Annotated in this window: 18 protein-coding genes; 5 read left to right on the top strand and 13 right to left on the bottom strand. The window is 70.8% G+C overall.

The features are described from left to right. Positions 1-164 precede the first annotated feature (164 nt). Positions 165-653 carry a YajQ family cyclic di-GMP-binding protein gene (locus ABZ374_RS09450; protein WP_360308675.1) on the top strand — a complete coding sequence of 163 codons (489 nt, stop codon included), beginning with the start codon at positions 165-167 and terminating at the stop codon, positions 651-653. Positions 654-815: 162 nt separating this feature from the next. Here the strand turns inward: ABZ374_RS09450 and ABZ374_RS09445 are convergent, their stop codons facing one another. The 13 genes from ABZ374_RS09445 to ABZ374_RS09385 all read right to left on the bottom strand — a co-directional run bounded on the left by ABZ374_RS09445 (position 816) and on the right by ABZ374_RS09385 (position 12830). Continuing rightward, positions 816-1796: a glycosyltransferase family A protein gene (locus tag ABZ374_RS09445; RefSeq protein WP_360308671.1), complete on the bottom strand. Its 981-nt coding sequence runs from the start codon at positions 1794-1796 to the stop codon at positions 816-818. A 282-nt stretch (positions 1797-2078) separates the two neighbouring features. After that, on the bottom strand, positions 2079-2483 hold the full coding sequence (locus tag ABZ374_RS09440) for a YccF domain-containing protein (RefSeq protein WP_360308668.1): 405 nt from the start codon (positions 2481-2483) through the stop codon (positions 2079-2081). Positions 2484-2606: 123 nt separating this feature from the next. Further along, positions 2607-3467, bottom strand: a complete 861-nt coding sequence (gene htpX, locus ABZ374_RS09435) for a zinc metalloprotease HtpX (protein WP_360308665.1) — start codon at positions 3465-3467, stop codon at positions 2607-2609. A 168-nt stretch (positions 3468-3635) separates the two neighbouring features. After that, on the bottom strand, positions 3636-5174 hold the full coding sequence (locus ABZ374_RS09430; protein WP_360308662.1) for an NADH-quinone oxidoreductase subunit N: 1539 nt from the start codon (positions 5172-5174) through the stop codon (positions 3636-3638). Between the two features lies 1 nt (position 5175). After that, entirely contained in the window at positions 5176-6687 is a 1512-nt protein-coding gene (locus ABZ374_RS09425; protein ID WP_360308659.1) for an NADH-quinone oxidoreductase subunit M, read from the bottom strand. 52 nt (positions 6688-6739) lie between these two features. Next, positions 6740-8632: an NADH-quinone oxidoreductase subunit L gene (locus tag ABZ374_RS09420; RefSeq protein ID WP_360308656.1), complete on the bottom strand. Its 1893-nt coding sequence runs from the start codon at positions 8630-8632 to the stop codon at positions 6740-6742. Continuing rightward, a complete protein-coding gene (gene nuoK, locus ABZ374_RS09415; protein ID WP_360308653.1) occupies positions 8629-8952 on the bottom strand; it encodes an NADH-quinone oxidoreductase subunit NuoK in 324 nt (107 codons plus the stop codon). The genes ABZ374_RS09420 and nuoK overlap by 4 nt, the downstream gene beginning before the upstream one ends. 7 nt (positions 8953-8959) lie before the next feature. After that, positions 8960-9520, bottom strand: a complete 561-nt coding sequence (locus ABZ374_RS09410; protein ID WP_360308650.1) for an NADH-quinone oxidoreductase subunit J — start codon at positions 9518-9520, stop codon at positions 8960-8962. Continuing rightward, entirely contained in the window at positions 9517-10071 is a 555-nt protein-coding gene (locus tag ABZ374_RS09405) for an NADH-quinone oxidoreductase subunit I (RefSeq protein WP_360308647.1), read from the bottom strand. Before ABZ374_RS09405 ends, ABZ374_RS09410 begins: the two co-directional genes overlap by 4 nt. After that, entirely contained in the window at positions 10071-11027 is a 957-nt protein-coding gene (locus tag ABZ374_RS09400; protein ID WP_360308644.1) for a complex I subunit 1 family protein, read from the bottom strand. Before ABZ374_RS09400 ends, ABZ374_RS09405 begins: the two co-directional genes overlap by 1 nt. Further along, entirely contained in the window at positions 11024-11869 is an 846-nt protein-coding gene (locus ABZ374_RS09395; protein WP_360308641.1) for an NADH-quinone oxidoreductase subunit C, read from the bottom strand. The genes ABZ374_RS09400 and ABZ374_RS09395 overlap by 4 nt, the downstream gene beginning before the upstream one ends. Beyond that, a complete protein-coding gene (locus ABZ374_RS09390; RefSeq protein WP_360308638.1) occupies positions 11866-12468 on the bottom strand; it encodes an NADH-quinone oxidoreductase subunit B family protein in 603 nt (200 codons plus the stop codon). The genes ABZ374_RS09395 and ABZ374_RS09390 overlap by 4 nt, the downstream gene beginning before the upstream one ends. Continuing rightward, on the bottom strand, positions 12459-12830 hold the full coding sequence (locus ABZ374_RS09385) for an NADH-quinone oxidoreductase subunit A (protein ID WP_360308635.1): 372 nt from the start codon (positions 12828-12830) through the stop codon (positions 12459-12461). The genes ABZ374_RS09390 and ABZ374_RS09385 overlap by 10 nt, the downstream gene beginning before the upstream one ends. A 263-nt stretch (positions 12831-13093) precedes the next feature. Here ABZ374_RS09385 and ABZ374_RS09380 point away from each other — a divergent pair, with 263 nt between their 5' ends. The 4 genes from ABZ374_RS09380 to ABZ374_RS09365 all read left to right on the top strand — a co-directional run bounded on the left by ABZ374_RS09380 (position 13094) and on the right by ABZ374_RS09365 (position 18402). Next, positions 13094-14434 (top strand): sensor domain-containing protein, encoded by a 1341-nt coding sequence (locus tag ABZ374_RS09380; protein WP_360308632.1) that lies wholly within the window; start codon positions 13094-13096, stop codon positions 14432-14434. A 118-nt stretch (positions 14435-14552) separates the two neighbouring features. After that, on the top strand, positions 14553-15197 hold the full coding sequence (locus tag ABZ374_RS09375; RefSeq protein WP_360308629.1) for a response regulator transcription factor: 645 nt from the start codon (positions 14553-14555) through the stop codon (positions 15195-15197). Between the two features lie 279 nt (positions 15198-15476). Then, on the top strand, positions 15477-17339 hold the full coding sequence (locus tag ABZ374_RS09370; protein ID WP_360308626.1) for a 2-oxoacid:acceptor oxidoreductase subunit alpha: 1863 nt from the start codon (positions 15477-15479) through the stop codon (positions 17337-17339). Further along, the gene (locus ABZ374_RS09365; protein WP_360308623.1) at positions 17332-18402 is read left to right on the top strand and encodes a 2-oxoacid:ferredoxin oxidoreductase subunit beta; all 1071 of its coding nucleotides are present in this window, start codon (positions 17332-17334) and stop codon (positions 18400-18402) included. Before ABZ374_RS09370 ends, ABZ374_RS09365 begins: the two co-directional genes overlap by 8 nt. Positions 18403-18428 lie beyond the last annotated feature (26 nt).

Below are 18428 nucleotides of genomic sequence, written 5' to 3'. Positions count from 1 at the left end.
TTGCGGCGCGACGGGACAACAATAGCGGACCACCCGGGGTGGTTCGCCACTCGGTATCGGATCGGGTGGGGGTGTGCGGTCGGGGTCGGGGTCGTGGGGGACGCTCTAGGGTGGTGGGGTTGCCTTTTTTCCCACTCAGATCCCACAGAAAGCGATTCCGAGCCTTGGCTGACTCCTCTTTCGACATCGTGTCCAAGGTCGACCGTCAGGAGGTCGACAACGCGCTGAACCAGACCTCGAAGGAGATCGCGCAGCGGTTCGACTTCAAGAACGTCGGCGCGCACATCGGCTGGACCGGCGAGCAGATCGAGTTGCGCGCCAACTCCGAGGAGCGTGTGAACGCGATCCTCGACGTGTTCCAGGGCAAGCTGATCAAGCGCAGCATCTCGCTCAAGTCGCTCGACGCCGGTGAGCCGAAGGCGTCCGGCAAGGAGTACAAGATCTTCGCGTCGATCCAGGAGGGCATCTCCCAGGAGAACGCGAAGAAGGTCTCCAAGATCATCCGCGACGAGGGCCCCAAGGGCGTCAAGGCGCAGATCCAGGGCGAGGAGCTGCGGGTGTCGTCCAAGAACCGGGACGACCTCCAGGAGGTCATCGCGCTGCTCAAGGGCAAGGACCTGGACTTCGCGTTGCAGTTCGTGAACTACCGCTGACCGAGGCCGTCGGCCTGCGGTGACGTGCGGCGGCGCGGTGGCGGCGGGCCCGGTGGTACCCGGGTCGAGGGCACAGCGAGGACGGGATCGCCGGGGACGGTGGGTCCACGGTCCTCGCTGTGCCCTTTGTGGTTCGCCCGGCCGGGCCGACCCCGCCACGCCCTATTGCTGCACGCGTTCCACCAGGGGGCCGCAGGCGTCGATGGTGTGGGCGTCGGTGCCGGTCAGGACGGTGGACAGGCGGGTGGGGACGGTGTCCTCCTCCAGACGGCCGGTGAAGCCCGCGTGCAGGACGCGGAGGGCGTCCTCGTAGGCGAACGGGGCCAGGTGCGCGCCGGTGGAGAGTTGCTCCCGGGCGATCGCGAACATGGTCAGCGCGTGCCGGCGGAAGCGGGCGACGCGGCCGGTGGGCGGCACGGGCCAGCGGGCGACGATCGTGCGGTAGGTGTCCTCGTACCGGTCCAGCGAGTCGAGTTGGGCCGCCGCGCCGCCGGACAGGCTCGAATCGACCGGTTCCCGGTGATAGACCACACCCGGCTCGGACAACCGGGCGAACGACCAGCCCCGGTCGTGCACCAGCCGCAGCCACAACGACCAGTCGACCAGGAGCGGCAGTTCGGGGTCGAAGCGGAACCAGGACGCGGGCGCGGTGTGCGCGGGATTGCGCGCGACCACGGCGGTGGTCGGCACGAAGTTGGCCACCGAGAGCATGTCCGGGTCGTACGGGAAGTCGTAGTGGTACGCGCTGCCCGGCGTCTCGCCCGGCATCGTCCGGTCGCCGCTGAGGATGCAGTCCGCGTAGATCGCGTCCGAGCCGGTGCTCTCCAGCGCGGCCAGGGCCCGGTCCAGGTGGCCCGGCAGGTACATGTCGTCGTCGTCGAGGAAGGCGACGAAGCGCCCGGTGGCGATCTCCAGACCGGCGTTGCGGGCCGCGGCCGGGCCGCGTGAGCGGGGGAAGGAGAGCAGTCGTACGGTCATCCCCCGGACGCCCAGCGGCAGCACCCCCGCGACGTCCGCGCCGCCGTCGTTGACCACGACGACCTCGATGTCCCGCATGCCCTGGAGGGCCACGCTGCGCAGGGCATCGGCCAGCAGGGCCGTGCGGTCGCGGGTCGGAACGATGACACTGACCGTCGCCGCCACGGCAACCTCCGCGCTTCCCGATGGGGTTCGTTTCCCGGTGGGGTCCATTCCCGGTGCAGTGCGTCTACCCGGGCCTACCGGGACATATCGACACACCGGGAGCGCGGCTACAGCGGTTGCGGCGGGTCTCCCTCGTACGAGATCACGCGATTGGCCTGTCCGGGCCCAGCGCCGGCCGGTCGACCAAGGGCCGCCCGGACGGCCGTCCGTACAGCCGTCCGGGCTCGGACGGCGGGGTCGCCCGGTGGGCGCCGGGCCCGGACGGCGGGTGCGGTGGTCCGGTCAGACGCCCACGTGCATCGGGTCGTCGGTCGAGACGATCTCGCGGCCCAGCGGGGTGAGCGAGACCGGGATGAGCTTGAAGTTGGCCAACCCGAGCGGGATGCCGATCACCGTGATGCACAGGATGACGCCGGTGACCAGGTGGGCAAGCGCCAGCCACCAGCCGAACAGCACGATCCACAGGATGTTGCCGAGCAGCGACCCGGCGCCGGCGTCGCGCCGCCACTCCACCCGACGACCGAACGGCCACAGCGCGTAGGCCGCGATCCGGAAGGAGGCGATGCCCAGTGGGATGGTCACGACGAGGAAGAACAGCAGAAAGCAGACAATGCCGGCGATGGCGTAGCCGATGGCCAGCCACAGGCCGGAGAACACGAGCCAAATGATGTTCAGGACAGTTTTCACGGACTTGTTCTACCCCGCCCCGCGTCCGCTGACGTCCCCCGCAGGACTGACGGTCGGGGCCGAAGGTCGGGACGGACGGCCCACGACCCACCCGAGCCCGAACCCGTCGAGCGGCGGCCCCCGTCAGTGCCCCGCCATCGCCTCGAGCCGGGCGATCCGGTCCGCCATCGGCGGGTGCGTCGAGAACAGCTTGCTCATCCCGCCCGCGCCGCGCCGGAACGGGTTGGCGATCATCAGCGAGCTGGTGGTCTGCAACTTCGGCTCCGGCGGCAGCGGCAGCGCCTGGGTGCCCGCGTCCAGCTTGCGCAGCGCGCTCGCCAGCGCCATCGGGTCGCCGGTGAGCCGGGCCCCGGAGGCGTCCGCCTGATATTCACGCGAACGACTGACCGCCAACTGGATGACACTCGCCGCGAGCGGGCCCAGGATCATGATCGCCAACATCCCGAACAGGCCCGGACCGTCGTCGTCGTTGCTGCGGCCGATCGGGATCAGCCACGCGAAGTTGACCAGGAACATGATCACGCTGGCCAGCGCGCCGGCCACCGACGAGATCAGGATGTCCCGGTTGTAGACGTGCGACAGCTCGTGCCCGATCACCCCGCGCAACTCGCGCGCGTCCAGGATGCGCAGGATGCCGGTCGTACAACACACCGCCGCGTTGCGCGGGTTGCGGCCGGTGGCGAAGGCGTTCGGGGCCTCGGTGGGCGAGATGTACAGCCGCGGCATCGGCTGCCGGGCGTCGTTGGAGAGCTCGCGCACGATCCGGTACAGCTCGGGGTTCTCCGCCTCGCTGACCGGGCGCGCGCGCATCGAGCGCAGTGCGATCTTGTCGCTGTTGAAGTAGGCGTAGCCGTTCGTGGCCAGGGCCACGAACAGGGCGATGATCAACCCGGTCCGACCGAAGAAGCTGCCGACGACCAGGATGAGCGCCGACATGCCGCCGAGCAGTACGGCGGTCTTCAGTCCGTTGTGCTGGCCGTGCACGGCAGAGTCCTCTCGCAAGCGTCCCAGGGGTGACAATGCGGGTCCTTGCGGAATATCCGCCGGCTTGTCGCCCTCTGCCCGTTGTCTCTTCTTTCGCAACGGGACAACGCCTCGCAGAGTTCCCTCCCGGAGCGGGCATAACCCCCGCTCCGGGGCCGGAACCGCAGGTCAGCCCAGTAGACCCGGCACGGTGAGCACGTGCAGCACCACCTGTGGCGCGACCGAGAGCAGCACCCCGAGCGCCCCGGTGACCACCAGTGCGGCGACCAACGGGGCCGGCGTGCGAACCGCGCCGTCGACCGCGCCGGACCGGCCGCCCGCGGGGCTCGGCGGCCCCGGTAGGGCGGGCGCGAACAACTGCGCGGTCCACACCAGGTAGTAGTACAGCCCGATCACCACGTTGACCGCCATCACCACCGCGAGCCAGCCGGTGCCGGAGTCGATCACCGCCTGGAACACGGTCACCTTCGCGAACAGCCCGGCCAGGCCCGGCGGGATGCCGGCCAGGCACAGCAGGAAGAACGCCATCGCCGCGGCGCCGACCGGACGCGAGCGGAACAGCGCGCGGTGATCGGAGACCAGGCCGCCGCGCTCGCGCGCCACCAGGGTCACCACCGCGAACGCGCCCAGGTTCATCACCGCGTACACCGCGAGGTAGGCGACGGCCGCGGGCAGCGTGTCGGCCAGGTCCTCGCCGTGCCCGGCGGCGGTTCCGAACGGGACCAGCACGTAGCCCGACTGGGCGATCGAGGACCACGCCAACAGCCGCACCGCGTCCGTCTGGCGCAGTGCGGCCACATTGCCCGCGGTCATCGTCGCCGCGGCGAGCACCGCGAGCGCCGGACCCCAGATGTGCGCGTACGGCCGGAAGGCGATGCCGGCGACCAGGAGCAGTCCGGCGAAGCCGGCGGTCTTGGAGACCACGGACAGGTAGGCGGCGACCGGGATCGGCGCGCCGCGATAGGTGTCCGGCACCCAGAAGTGGAACGGCACCGCCGCGACCTTGAAGGCGAACCCGACCATGGTCAACATCGCGCCGGTCGCGGCCACCGCGGTCAACCGCGGATCCAGCCGCTCCAGGTCGGCCGCGATCCTGGCCAGGTGCACGCTGCCGGTGCTCCCGTAGACCAGGCTCACGCCGAACAACATCACCGCCGTCGCGGCCACGGACAGCAGGAAGAACTTCAGGGCCGCCTCGCCGCCCGGGCCGTCCCGGCGCAGGCCCACCAGCGCGAACGCGGGCAGCGACAACGTCTCCAGGGCGACCACCAGGGTCAGCAGGTCGCGCGCGCCGGCCAGCGCGACCGCGCCGGTCACCGAGGACAGCAGCAGGAAGTGGTACTCGCCGCCGGGCACCTCGCCCTCGGTCTCCCCCGTCCTGGGCACCGAGGACATCGGCATCGACAGCAGCACCACCACGACCGCCGAGCCGAGCAGCACCAGTTGCAGCACCAGGGTCAGGTCGGTGACCACGTACGAGCAGCCCGACGGCGAGCAGAAGGTGCCGCGCGCAGCGGAGTCGTCCCTGTGCAGCGGCAGCAAGGACACCAGCGCCGCGCCGAGTCCGGCCAGGGTCAGCCAGGGCAGCACGGCCTTGCGCGCACCCTCCAGGAACAGGTCCGCGAGCAGCACCACGAGGGCCGCGACCGCGACCGCGACCACCGGCCCGATCGCGAGCCAGTCGATCGACTGGACGTCGAACGGCATGTCAACTGCCTCCCATGAGGGCGCGCACGGCCGGGTCGGTGATCGCGAGCACGGTGGCCGGCCACAGGCCGGCGAGCAGGGTCAGCGCGACGAGCGGGGTCCACACCACGACCTCGCGGCCGGTCACGTCGACCTCCGGCCGGCCCGTCGGGGCCTCGCCCGCCGGGCCCATGCACAACCGGCGGACCAGACCGAGCATGTAGGCCGCGGTCAGCACGGTGCCCAGGCCGGCCAGGACCAGGAAGGTCCGGTAGCCGCCGGTGGACAACCCGGCCGCGGGCTCGTACGCGCCGTACATCGCGAGCAGTTCGCCCCAGAACCCGGCCAGCCCGGGCAGCCCGAGGCCGGCCACCGCGCCGAACGCGACGAGCGCGCCGAGCCGGGGGGTGCGGCCGTACATCCCGCCGCCGAGTCGGCCCAGCAGCGCGGTGCCGTGCCGGTCCTTGACCGCGCCGGCCAAAAAGAACAGCAGGCCGGTGACCAGGCCGTGGCCGATGTTGACGAACAGCGCGCCGTTGACGCCCTGCGGGGTGAGGGTGGCGATGCCGAGCAGCGCGAAGCCCATGTGGCCCACCGACGAGTAGGCGATGATGCGCTTGAGGTCGCCGTCCGGGTCACGCAGCAGCGCCAGGCACACCAGCGAGCCGTACACGATGCCGACCACGCCGAACGCGGCCAGATACGGCGCGAACGTCTCGGCGCCCTCCGGCAACATCGGCACCGCGATCCGGATCAGGCCGTAGGTGCCCATCTTGAGCAGCACGCCGGCCAGCAGCACGGAACCGGCCGTCGGTGCGGCGGTGTGCGCGTCGGGCAGCCAGGTGTGCAGCGGCCACATCGGCACCTTGACCGCCAGGCCCAGACCGATCGCCAGGAACGCCAGCACCTGGACGCCGTGCGACATGCCCGCGCCGTGCCGCTCGGCGAGTTCGACCATGTCGAAGGTGCCGGTCTTCGCCTGGATCAGCAGGAAGCCGAGCAGCATCACGGCCGAGCCGAGCAGCGTGTACAGGATGAACTTGTACGAGGCCGGGCCGCGTTCGCCCGGACTTCCCCAGCGGTTGATGAGGAAGTACATCGGGACCAGGACGACCTCGAAGAAGAGGAAGAACAGGATCAGGTCGAGCGCCGCGAAGGTGCCCAGCGTGCCGGTCTCCAGGAGCAGGAACAGCGCGACGAACGCGCGGGCGTCGCCTCCGGGCGGAATGTTCCACAGGCTGTGGACGGCGACCAGCAACGTGAGCAGCGCGGCGAGCAGCAGCAGCGGCAGCGAGATGCCGTCGATGCCCAGGTGGAAGCGCAGGCCCAGCGAGGGCGCCCAGGACACGTCGGTCTCGAACTGCATCCCGCGCCCGCGGTCGAAGTCGCATGCGAGCAGCACGGCCCCGACCAGGGCCGCCGCACTCGCGCCGACGCCGACCAGTCGGGCCGCGCGATCTCCGACCCCGGGCAGGGCGAGCAGGGCGGCGCCGAGCAACGGCACGGCCACGACGAGGATCAGCACGACGCTCACCGCGAGGTCTCCTGGGCATGAGAGGGCGTCGGGGGCAACGATCGCGCGCGGGTCACGAACCCACCGCCACGGCGACGGCGAGCACGACCACGCCCGCGAACAGGCCGGTCAGGTAGAGCCGGGCGTTGCCGTTCTGGCCCCGGCGAATCCCGCCGCCGAGCAGCCACGCGCTCTGCGCGGCGCCCTCGACGTAGGTGTCGACGACGGCCGTGTCCGCGAACCGGGCCGCCCTGGCGGCGAGTCGGACCGGGGTCAGGACCAGCGCCGCGTACAACCGGTCCACGTCGAACCCGCGCAGCGCCGGACCGCGCAGCCGACCCGGCATCCGGGCCGGATCGGCGGCCGGGTCGCGCCGCCACGACGCGGCGACCGCGCCGGCGCCCAGGACCAGGGCGAGCAGCGCGAGCACGGTGGTCCACAGGTGCGGGGCCAGGTCGGGATAGCCCAGGTCGCTGCCGAAGGGCGGCAGGCCCGGGAACGCCACGAAGCCGAACAGCACGGTGGGCACCGCGAGCACGATCAGCGGCCACACCATCGCGGCGGGCGCCTCACCCGCGTGCGCGGGCCCGCCGTAGTCCGCCGCGTCCGCGTGCGCGGGCACCTCCGCGCCGGCCGCGCCCTCGCGGGTCGGCCCGAAGAACACCCGCAACCAGACCCGGGTCGCGTAGGCCGCGGTCAACACGGCGGTGAGCAGCCCGGCCACCAGAACCAGCCAACCGGCCACCGTCGGGACCGAACCGTGCCCGGCGGCGGTGTGCTCGGCCGCGCCGAGCACCGCCTCCTTGCTGAAGAAGCCGGCGAACGGCGGCACGCCCGCGAGTGCGGCGAGCCCGGCGGTCATGGTCCAGAACGCGATCGGTGCCCGGCGTCGCAGCCCGCCCATGCCGGCCAGCGCGCCGGTCCCGGCGACGTGGACGGCCACCCCGGCGCCGAGGAAGAGCAGCGCCTTGAACGCGCCGTGCGAGAGCAGGTGGAACACCGCCGCGTCGCGTCCGCCGACGGCGAGCCCGCCGGTCATGTAGGCGAGTTGGCCGACCGTCGACCAGGCGAGCACCCGCTTGAGGTCCTCCTGGGCGAGCGCGGCCAGGGCCGAGCCGATCATGGTCACCGCGGCCAGCACCGCGAGCACGATCAGCGTCGCGTGCGCGGCCAGGAAGGCCGGGTACAGGCGGGCCACCAGGTAGGCGCCGGCGGCGACCATGGTGGCCGCGTGGATCAGCGCGGACACCGGGGTCGGGCCGGCCATCGCGTCCGGCAACCAGGTCTGCAGGGGCACCTGGGCGGACTTGCCCGCGACGCCGCCGAGCATCAGCAGGGTGCCCGCGGTGACCCAGCCCGCGCCGCCCTCGGGCACCGCGGCGAGCACGTCGCGGATCCGGAACGAGTCGGCGCCCGCGGCGAGCACCAGGATGCCGATCAGGAACGGCACGTCGCCGAGCTTGGTGACCACGAACGCCTTGATCGAGGCCGAGCGGGCCGCTTCGGTCTCCCAGTGGTGACCGATCAGGAAGTACGAGCAGACGCCCATCACCTCCCAGCCGACCAGGAGCACGATCAGGTCGCCGGTGTACACGACGAGCAACATCGCGGCGGTGAACAACGACACCAGCGCGGCGTAGGACGAGTAGCGCGGGTCCCGACGCAGGTAGGCGGCCGAGTAGACCTGGACCAGCAGCGCGACCGCGGTGACCAGCACCGCGGACAGCGCCGCGAGTCCGTCCACACGCAGCCCCAGGGTGATGTCCAGGGCACCGGTGGGGGTCAGCCGCACCGCCGAATCGCGCACGTCGTCGCCGATGCCGGCGGCCACCGCGATCGCGAGGCCGCAGGCGACCAGGGCGGCGGGTACCGCGATCAGGACCGGGCGCACCCGGCGGCCGAGGAACAGCCCGAGCAGGGCGGCGAGCGCGGGCAGGCCGGTGGCCGTCGCGGCGGCGACCGTCATACCGATCCCTCCTTGTGCTCGGCGAGCTCGCGCAGTTCGGGAATGTCGGTGGTGGCCCGGTTGCGGTAGACCAGCAGCACGATCGCCAGGCCCAGGCCGATCTCGGCGGCGGCGATGGTGATCACGAACAGGGTCAGCGCCTGACCGGCGTGCAGCGTGTCGCGCAGGTACATGTCGAACGCGACCAGGTTGACGTTGACCGCGTTGAGCATCAGCTCGATCGACATCAGGACGAGGATCGCGTTGCGGCGCGCGATCACCCCGTAGAGCCCGATGCCGAACAGCAGGACGGCGAGGACGAGCGGGTAGACCAGATGCATCGCGGGGTCAGTCCTTCCGGCCCGAGTGCACGCGCGAGCGGGAACGGGAGAGCACGATGGCGCCGATCAGCGCGGCCAGCAGCAGCACGGACAACACCTCGAACGGCAACACCCACACCTTGAACAGGCTCTGTCCGGTGACCTCGGTGCTGCCCACGGTGTCCTCGCCCAGGTGCAGGTAGGCGGTACGGAACGCGTCCACGATCACGGTGAGCAGGGTCGCGGTGGCGCCCAGCGCGACCGCGGCGGCCGGGATCCGGGCGATCGGGTCGACCGGTTCGGAGTAGCCGATCGGCGCCTTGGTGAGCATCAGGCCGAACAGCAGCAGCACCACGACCGCGCCGACGTAGATCAGCACCTGGACCCAGGCGATGAACTCGGCGGTGAGCAGCAGGTACTCGGCGGCCAGGCCGCCGAGCGTGACCACCAGCCACAATGCGGCGTGCACCACCTGACGGGTGCTCACCACGAGCAGCGCGGAGCCGAGCACGACCAGGCCGATCAGCACGAAGGCGATCTCGGCGCCGGTGGGCGAGAGGAAACCGTGCTCGGTGGCGGCGAGGTTCACGGGGTCTCCTCCGGTTTCGACGCGGCGGCCGCGGCCGCCGCCGCGGCCTTCTCCGCCTTCTCGACGGCCTTGCGGGCCTGGATCAGTTCCTTGGGGTCCTCGGCGTGCTCGTCCAGTGCGGGTGGCGGCGGGACGGTCCACATCCACGCGCGCAGCTTGTCCTTCTCGTGGGTGAGTTCGTGGATGTCGCCGGTCGCGTACTCGAACTCCGGCGACCAGAACAGCGCGTCGAACGGGCACACCTCGACGCAGATCCCGCAGTACATGCACAGCGCGAAGTCGATCGCGAAGCGGTCGAGCACGTTGCGGGTGCGGTCGCGCGCGCCGGGTTCGCGGGCGGGCACGACCTCCTTGTGCGAGTCGATGTAGATGCACCAGTCCGGGCATTCGCGTGCGCACAACATGCAGACCGTGCAGTTCTCCTCGAACAGCGCGATCACCCCGCGTGAGCGGGGCGGCAGTTCCGGCATGACCTCCGGATAGGACTGGGTGACGGACCTCTTGGTGAGGGTCTTGAGGGTCACCGCCAGGCCCTTGGCCAGGCCCTTCATCAGGTCGCCACCTTTACCACGCCGGTCAGGACGAGTTGGCCGAGCGCGAGCGGGACGAGCACCGTCCACGCGAGCTTTTGCAGTTGGTCCTCGCGCAGTCGCGGATAGCTGACCCGCAGCCAGATCACCACGAACGCGAGCAGCCCGGTCTTGAGCAGGGTCCACAACCAGCCGACCGAGTCCGACCACGGTCCGTGCCAACCGCCCAGGAACAGCACGGTGGTCAGCGCGCAGACGATCAGGATCCCGGCGTACTCGGACAGCAGGAACAGCGCGAAGCGCAGGCCGGAGTACTCGGTGTAGGCGCCGAAGATGATCTCCGAGTCGGCGACCGGCATGTCGAACGGCGGGCGCTGGATCTCGGCCAGGCCGGCGGTGAAGAAGACCACGCCGCCGATCGCCTGCCAGGGCAGCCACCACCACTCGAAGCCCTCGACGATGCCGGGCAGCGACACGGTCCCGGCGGCCATCGCGACCGAGGCCGCGGCCAGCAACATCGGCAGTTCGTAGGCCATGAGTTGGGCGGCCGAGCGAATGCCGCCGAGCAGCGAGTACTTGTTGGCCGAGGCCCAGCCGCCCATCAGCGAACCGAGCACGCCGACGCCCATCACCGCGAGCACGAACACGATGCCGGCGTCGACGGTGCGGCCGACCAGGCCGTGCGGCCCGATCGGGATGGCGATCAGCACCACGAAGTAGGGGATCAGCGCGACGGCCGGCGCGAGCTTGAACACTCTGCGGTCGGCGCCGGCCGGGACGATGTCCTCCTTCTGGGCGAACTTGACGCCGTCGGCGACCAATTGGGCCCAGCCGTGGAAGGCGCCCGCGTAGATCGGGCCGACCCGGGCCTGCATGTGCGCCATCACCTTGTGCTCGGTCTGGCCGATCAGCAGGGGCAGCACCAGGAACGCCCCGAGCACGAGGGCGAGCCGCAGGCACACGTCGAGGAGACTCACGGGGCGTCCCCTTCGGTGGACGGGCCGCTGTCCGGGGGTTCGGCCGCGGGGGTCGGCGGCGCCTGGCTCGCCGAACCGTCGGCCGCGCTGCGCGAACGGCGGGCGGGCGGCGGCGGGGTCTCGTCGGCCTGGCTCGCCGAACCCTGCGCGGCGCTGCGGGTGCGACGTGCGGGTGGTGCGCCCTCGCCGGCCCGGCTCGCCGAACCGGCCGCGGCGCTGCGGGCGCGGCGCGGGCGTTCCTCGGCGGCGGCAGCGGCCTCGGCCGCCGCCTCCTCCTTGTGCGGACCCCAGGTCGCCGGGTCGGGCACGCCCGGCGGCAGCGTGCGGCGACGGCCCGGCGAGCGGCCCGGTCCACCGCCGTGATCGGACTCGCCCGGCTCCTTGGCGCCCGGCCATGCCTTGGCCACCCGAGCGGCCAGGACGAATTCCTTGCGCAGCGGGTGTCCCTCGAAGCCGTCCGGCAACAACAGCGGGTCCAGCCCCGGGTGGTCGGTGAAGTCGATGCCGAACATCTCGTGCGTCTCGCGCTCGTGCCAGCGGGCCCCGGCGTACACCCCGGACGCGGTCGCCAGCACCGCGGCCTCGCGCGGCACGCGCGTGCGCAGCAACAACCTGGGCCCGGTCGGGATCGCGCACACGTGCGCGACCACGTCGAAGCCGTCGGCGAGTTCGTCCACCGCGGTGAGCCAGTCGAAGAACGCGCAGCCGAGCCCGTCCCGCGCCGCGGTCAGCGCGGCGACCCAGTGTTTCGGGGCGACATCGACAGTGTGCAGCCCGTATGCGTCCGAGACGGCGAGCACCAGGTCCGTGCCCAGTGCCGCGCCGAGCTCCTCCGGCGTCATCGGGCGTCCCCCCGCGGCGGCGCCGGCGGTGCGACCAGCGGGCGGCCGAGCGCGGCGGCCGGCAGCTTGCGCCCGTATCGCGCGGCCGGGTTCTCCACCGCGATCCGCTCCTGGAGCTTGAGGATGCCCTGGAGCAGCGCCTCCGGCCGAGGCGGGCAGCCGGGCACGTAGACGTCCACCGGCACCATCTGGTCCACGCCCTTGGTCACGCAGTACGAATCCCAGTACGGCCCGCCGCAGTTCGCGCAGGATCCGAACGAGATCACGTACTTGGGCTCGGGCATCTGCTCGTACAGCCGCTTGATCGCGGGCGCCATCTTGTCGCTGACCGTCCCCGACACGACCATCAGGTCGGCCTGGCGGGGGCCCGGCGCGAACGGGATCACGCCGAGCCGGATGAAGTCGTGCCGGGCCATCGAGGACGCGATGAACTCGATCGCGCAGCAGGCCAGGCCGAAGTTGAACACCCAGAGGGAGTAGCGCCGTCCCCAGTTCAGCACCAGCCGCACCGGGTCCGGCGCGAGCCGGGAGAGCACCCCGAGCCGAGGCGGGGGCAGGTCGACCGGTGTGCGCTCCACCGGTGCAGGTGTCAGGTCCATGCGAGCACGCCCTTCCGCCACGCGTACAGCAGTCCGGTGGCCAGGAAGCCGACGAACACGAACATCTCCACCAGGGTGGTGGCGCCGAAGCCGGGCGCGTCGAACACCGTCGCCCAGGGAAACAGGTAGATCACGTCGACCGCGAAGATGACGTACAGATAGGCGTAGAGGTAGTAGCGGATGTGGACCTGCGCCCACCCCGCGCCCACCGGGTCGACGCCGCACTCGTAGGTCGTGAGCTTCTCGTGCGTGGGTACGCTCGGTCGCAGCAGTCGCCCGCCGGCGAATGCCACCGCGACGAAGGCCGACGCGACGAGCAGCACCAGACCCACGAGCGCGTACGTTCCGTAGTAGCCCTCCACCCGGCGTCCGCCTCCCGATCGACATTGCCCGAACGTTGCGTGTTCGTTGCGTACGTTTGTGGCACGGGAGTCTATGGGGGTTGCGCCGGACCTGTCCCCGGTGTCCAGTGCGGCCGACCCGCCGGATCGGCGATACCGCCCCCGAGCCGAAGGTGGTAGGGACAACCCCACCCCCAAGACACCGACCCGCGCCATGGGCCCCGCCCGGAGCAACCGGCAGAGTTGACCCAACGGATCGGCTTCTCTCCCAGCGAGGCAACTCCATGTCCATGCCCTCACCCGCGACTGCCTACGACGGGTCCACAGGTGATGTCCCGGCCCGAGCGCGGCCGGGCATCCTGCGCGCGCCGTTCACGGTGCGCACGTGGACCGACACGATCCATCTGGCGCTGAATCTGCCCGTCGGCGTCATCGGTTTCACCTACGCCGTGGTGTTCATCATGCTCGGCATCGGCCTCACCCCCCTGTTCCTGCTGGGCCTGCCGCTGTTGGCGCTGACCCTGCTGGGCAGCAGGGCGTTCGGCCGTCTGGAGCGGGCTCGGGCGAGCGCGCTGCTGGACGAGCACGTCCGGGCGCCGGCGCCGGTGCAGCGCCGCCCCGGGCCCACCGGGTGGATCCGGTCCGGGCTGACCGACCGGGCCGGGTGGCGGGCCAGTCTCTATCTGTTCCTGCAACTGCCCTGGGGTGTTTTCACCTTCGCCGTGACCACGGCGTTGTGGGCGACCTCGCTGAGCGCGATCGCCTATCCGCTGATCCAGCCGCTGTATCGCCGGGCCGACATGCCGGGCGCGCTGCTGCGGGGCGACGGGCCGCACGCGCCGGGCGCCGATCACTACCTGGCCGGGCCGGGCCCGGTGTCGCTGACCGTGGTGGCGGGCGTGGTGCTGTTCTTCGCGACCCCGTGGCTGGTGCGCGGCATGGCCAACGTGGATCGGGCGATGGTGCGTGGGTTGCTCGGCACGGCCTTCCTGTCCGAGCAGGTGCGCGATCTGACCGTGTCCCGGGGGGCCGCGGTCGACACCGCCGCGTCCGACCTGCGCCGGATCGAGCGCGACCTGCACGACGGTGCGCAGGCCCGACTGGTGGCGCTGGCGATGGACCTGGGCATGGCGAAGGAGAACCTGAGCACGAGTCAGGACACCGAGACCGCGCGGATGGTCTCCTCCGCCCACGACGAGGTCAAGCTCGCCCTCCAGGAGTTGCGCGATCTGGCCCGGGGCATCCACCCGGCGGTGCTCACCGACCGGGGGCTGGACGCGGCGCTGTCCTCGATCGCGGCCCGCTGCACGGTTCCGGTCCGGGTCGAGGTGGACCTGCCCGACCGACCGCCCGCCCCGATCGAGTCGGTCGCCTACTTCTGCGCGTCGGAACTGCTGACCAACGTCTCCAAGCACGCGCGCGCCACGCACGCGTGGGTGACGGTGGGCCACCGGGACGGTCGGATGTATCTGATCGTCGCCGACGACGGCGCGGGCGGCGCCGCGACGGGCAAGGGATCCGGCCTGGCCGGCCTGACCGAGCGGGTGCGCGGCGTGGACGGCACGCTCAGTGTGGACAGCCCCGAGGGCGGTCCCACCCGGATCACCGTGTGGCTGCCGCTGTGAGGGTGCGCCCGGCCTGAGATCCGACTCCCCCAGGGCCACCGCACCGACTCGAATCCGGAAGACTGTAGCCGCACCCGCTCTCCGGGTGCGGCTACCGGATTTGGGGGATGTGAACGCTGTGCGCGTCGTCATCGCTGAGGATTCCGTACTACTTAGAGACGGTTTGTCCCGCTTGTTGACCGCTCGCGGTCACGAGGTCGTGGGCGAGGTCGGGGACGCCGAGCAACTGGTCGCCGTCGCGGGGAAACTGCGGCCCGACGTGTGCGTCGTGGACGTGCGGATGCCGCCCACCCACACCGACGAGGGCATTCGGGCGGCGGTACGGATGCGGGCGACGCTGCCGGAGGTCGGCGTGCTTGTCCTGTCACAGTACGTCGAGGAGCAGTACGCGACGGAACTGCTCGCGGGCAACACCAGTGGCGTCGGCTATCTGCTCAAGGACCGGGTCGCCGACGTCGGCGACTTCGTCGCGGCGGTCGAGCGGGTCGCGAGCGGCGGCACCGCGCTCGACCCCGAGGTGGTCTCCCAGTTGCTCGGCCGCTCCCGCAAGCGCGACGTGGTGGAAAGGCTCACACCGCGCGAGCGCGAGGTGCTCGGTCTGATGGCCGAGGGACGCACCAACGCGGCGGTGGCACAGGCCCTGGTGGTGTCCGACGGCGCGGTGGAGAAACACGTCAGCAACATCTTCGGCAAGCTCGGTCTCGCACCCAGTGACACCGATCACAGACGGGTCCTCGCGGTACTCGCGTATCTCGGATCCTGACATCGTAGGGATCGAATTACTGGACCCATGCAATCATCCGGTCGATCGGAGCAGCCGCCCCAGAGCGGGGCGGACTCTTTGTTTGTCCGGAATTAGACGGATATGAACCCCCCTGCGGGCCATGTCCGAAGCGTGACGCCGCTCACGTCGCGCGCCAGGGCGGATCCTCGCCCGCTCCGGGGGGCGCCACGGCCCCCATCTGTACCGCCGTACGATGAAAACTGCGACATCCGCGCGGTGCGCGGACCAACCGCCGCAGCGCCGAGGAGGTCCATCCCCGTGACCAAGCAGGTCAAGCAGCTCGACCGGGTAGTGATCCGGTTCGCAGGCGATTCCGGTGACGGAATGCAGCTCACAGGCGACCGTTTCACGTCCGAAACGGCGACGTTCGGAAACGATCTGTCGACCCTTCCCAATTTCCCCGCCGAGATTCGGGCACCCGCGGGCACCCTGCCGGGTGTATCGAGTTTCCAGCTCCACTTCGCCGACCACGACATCCTGACGCCGGGCGACGCCCCGACCGTCCTGGTCGCGATGAACCCGGCAGCGCTCAAGGCCAACATCCGCGACCTGCCGCGCGGGGCCGAGATCATCGTCAACACCGACGAGTTCTCCAAGCGCGCGATGGCCAAGGTCGGCTATGCGAACAGTCCGCTGGAGGACGGCTCGCTGGACGCCTACAACGTGCACGCGATCCCGCTGACCACGTTGACGGTCGGCTCGCTGGCCGAGTTCGAGATCTCCAAGAAGGACGCCGAACGAGCGAAGAACATGTTCGCGCTCGGTCTGCTGTCCTGGCTGTACCACCGGCCGACCGAGGCGACCATCGCCTTCCTGCGCAAGAAGTTCGCCAAGCTGCCGGTGATCGCCGAGGCGAACGTGGCCGCCTTCAAGGCGGGTTGGAACTTCGGCGAGACCACGGACGACTTCGCGGTCTCCTACGAGGTGGCCCCGGCCAAGCTGCCCGCCGGGACGTACCGCAACATCACCGGCAACCTCGCGCTGTCCTACGGCCTGGTGGCCGCCGGGCAACTGTCCGAGCTGCCGATCTACCTCGGTTCGTACCCGATCACCCCGGCCTCGGACATCCTGCACGAGCTGGCCAAGCACAAGAACTTCGGCGTGCGCACGTTCCAGGCCGAGGACGAGATCGCGGGCATCGGCGCCGCGCTCGGTGCCTCCTTCGGCGGTGCGCTCGGCGTGACCACCACCTCCGGTCCGGGTGTCGCGCTCAAGTCCGAGACGATCGGCCTCGCGGTCTCCCTGGAGCTGCCGCTGCTGATCATCGACGTGCAGCGCGGCGGGCCCTCGACCGGTCTGCCGACCAAGACCGAGCAGTCCGACCTGCTCCAGGCCATGTTCGGCCGCAACGGCGAGGCGCCGGTGCCGATCGTCGCCCCGCAGACCCCGTCCGACTGCTTCGCGGCCACCATCGAGGCAGCCCGGATCGCGCTGAAGTACCGCACCCCGGTCTTCCTGCTCTCCGACGGCTACCTGGCCAACGGCTCGGAGCCCTGGCGACTGCCGGAGACGTCCGAACTGCCGGACCTGCGGGTCGAGTTCGCGACCGAGCCGAACCAGGAGATGCCGGACGGAACCAAGGAGTTCTGGCCGTACAAGCGTGACCCCGAGACGCTGGCCCGCCCGTGGGCGGTCCCCGGCACGCCGGGTCTGGAGCACCGCATCGGCGGGATCGAGAAGGCCGACGGGATCGGTTCGATCTCCTACGACCCGGCCAACCACGACCTGATGGTGCGCACCCGGCAGGCCAAGGTGGACGGCATCGCGCAGGACATCGAGCCGCTGTGGGTCGACGACGCGACCGGCGACGCCAAGGTGCTCGTGATCGGGTGGGGCTCCACCTACGGCCCGATCGCCGCCGGCGTCCGTCGGGTACGGGCCGCGGGCGGCAAGGTCGCGCAGGCCCACCTGCGCCACCTCAACCCGTTCCCGGCCAACACGGCCGAGGTCCTCAAGTCGTACGACAAGGTGATCGTCCCGGAGATGAACCTGGGTCAGCTCGCCCTGCTCCTGCGCGGCAAATTCCTCGTGGACGCCATGTCGTACAACCAGGTCCGCGGTCTGCCGTTCAAGTCCGAGGAACTGGCTCACGTGATCCAGGAAGTGATCGAGAGTGTCTGAGTCTGCGAACGGCGCCGGCGGCTTCCCTTCGCTGTCGCTGATCCCGAAGGCCGACGGCAAGCAGTCCATGAAGGACTTCAAGTCGGACCAGGAGGTGCGCTGGTGCCCGGGTTGCGGGGACTACGCGATCCTGGCGGCGGTGCAGGGCTTCATGCCCGAGCTCGGTCTCCGCAAGGAGAACATCGTGTGGGTCTCGGGCATCGGCTGCTCCAGCCGCTTCCCGTACTACATGAACACGTACGGCATGCACTCGATCCACGGCCGCGCCCCGGCCATCGCCACCGGCCTGTCCACCTCGCGCGAGGACCTCTCGGTCTGGGTGGTCACCGGTGACGGCGACGCGCTCTCGATCGGCGGCAACCACCTGATCCACGCGCTGCGGCGCAACGTCAACCTGAAGATCCTGCTGTTCAACAACCGGATCTACGGCCTGACCAAGGGTCAGTACTCGCCGACCTCCGAGACCGGCAAGATCACCAAGTCCACCCCGATGGGCTCGCTCGACCACCCGTTCAACCCGTTGTCGGTGGCCATCGGCGCCGAGGCGTCGTTCGTGGCCCGGTCGATCGACTCCGACCGCAAGCACCTGACCTCGGTGCTGCGCGCGGCGGCGGCCCACGAGGGCACCGCGCTGGTGGAGATCTACCAGAACTGCAACATCTTCAACGACGGCGCGTTCGAGCAGCTCAAGGACCCCGCGCAGCGCGACGACGTGACCATTCGGCTGGAGCACGGGCAGCCGATCCGGTTCGGCGCCGACGGCCAGTTCGGCGTCATCCGCGGCGCGGGCGGTTCGCTGGACGTGGCCGAGGTGGCCAAGGTCGGCGAGGACGCGCTGATGGTGCACGACGCGCACGCGGACAACCCGGAGTTGGCCTTCGCGCTGACCCGACTCGGTGACCTGACCAGCAACACGCACACCCCCATCGGCGTCTTCCGCGACATCCGGCGGCCGGTCTACGACCGACTGATGTCCGCCCAGATGGCCGAGGCGGCGAGCGCCGGGGGCCCCGGTGACCTGTCCTCGCTGATCCGCGGCAACGACACCTGGACGATCGACTAGCGGGACCTCGACGCCCGGACGCGTCG

The organism is Embleya sp. NPDC005971 (assembly GCF_040629175.1).
GTDB lineage: Bacteria > Actinomycetota > Actinomycetes > Streptomycetales > Streptomycetaceae > Embleya.
This window is presented reverse-complemented; position numbering and strand designations above follow the sequence as displayed.

Excerpts from the sequence above, each read along its gene's own strand:
- ABZ374_RS09430 (WP_360308662.1), bottom strand. The coding sequence starts at position 5,174 with ATGCCGTTCGACGTCCAGTCGATCGACTGGCTCGCGATCGGGCCGGTG.
- ABZ374_RS09420 (WP_360308656.1), bottom strand. The coding sequence starts at position 8,632 with ATGACGGTCGCCGCCGCGACGGCCACCGGCCTGCCCGCGCTCGCCGCC.
- nuoK (WP_360308653.1), bottom strand. The coding sequence starts at position 8,952 with ATGCATCTGGTCTACCCGCTCGTCCTCGCCGTCCTGCTGTTCGGCATC.
- ABZ374_RS09405 (WP_360308647.1), bottom strand. The coding sequence starts at position 10,071 with ATGAAGGGCCTGGCCAAGGGCCTGGCGGTGACCCTCAAGACCCTCACC.
- ABZ374_RS09395 (WP_360308641.1), bottom strand. The coding sequence starts at position 11,869 with ATGACGCCGGAGGAGCTCGGCGCGGCACTGGGCACGGACCTGGTGCTC.
- ABZ374_RS09390 (WP_360308638.1), bottom strand. The coding sequence starts at position 12,468 with ATGGACCTGACACCTGCACCGGTGGAGCGCACACCGGTCGACCTGCCC.
- ABZ374_RS09380 (WP_360308632.1), top strand. The coding sequence starts at position 13,094 with ATGTCCATGCCCTCACCCGCGACTGCCTACGACGGGTCCACAGGTGAT.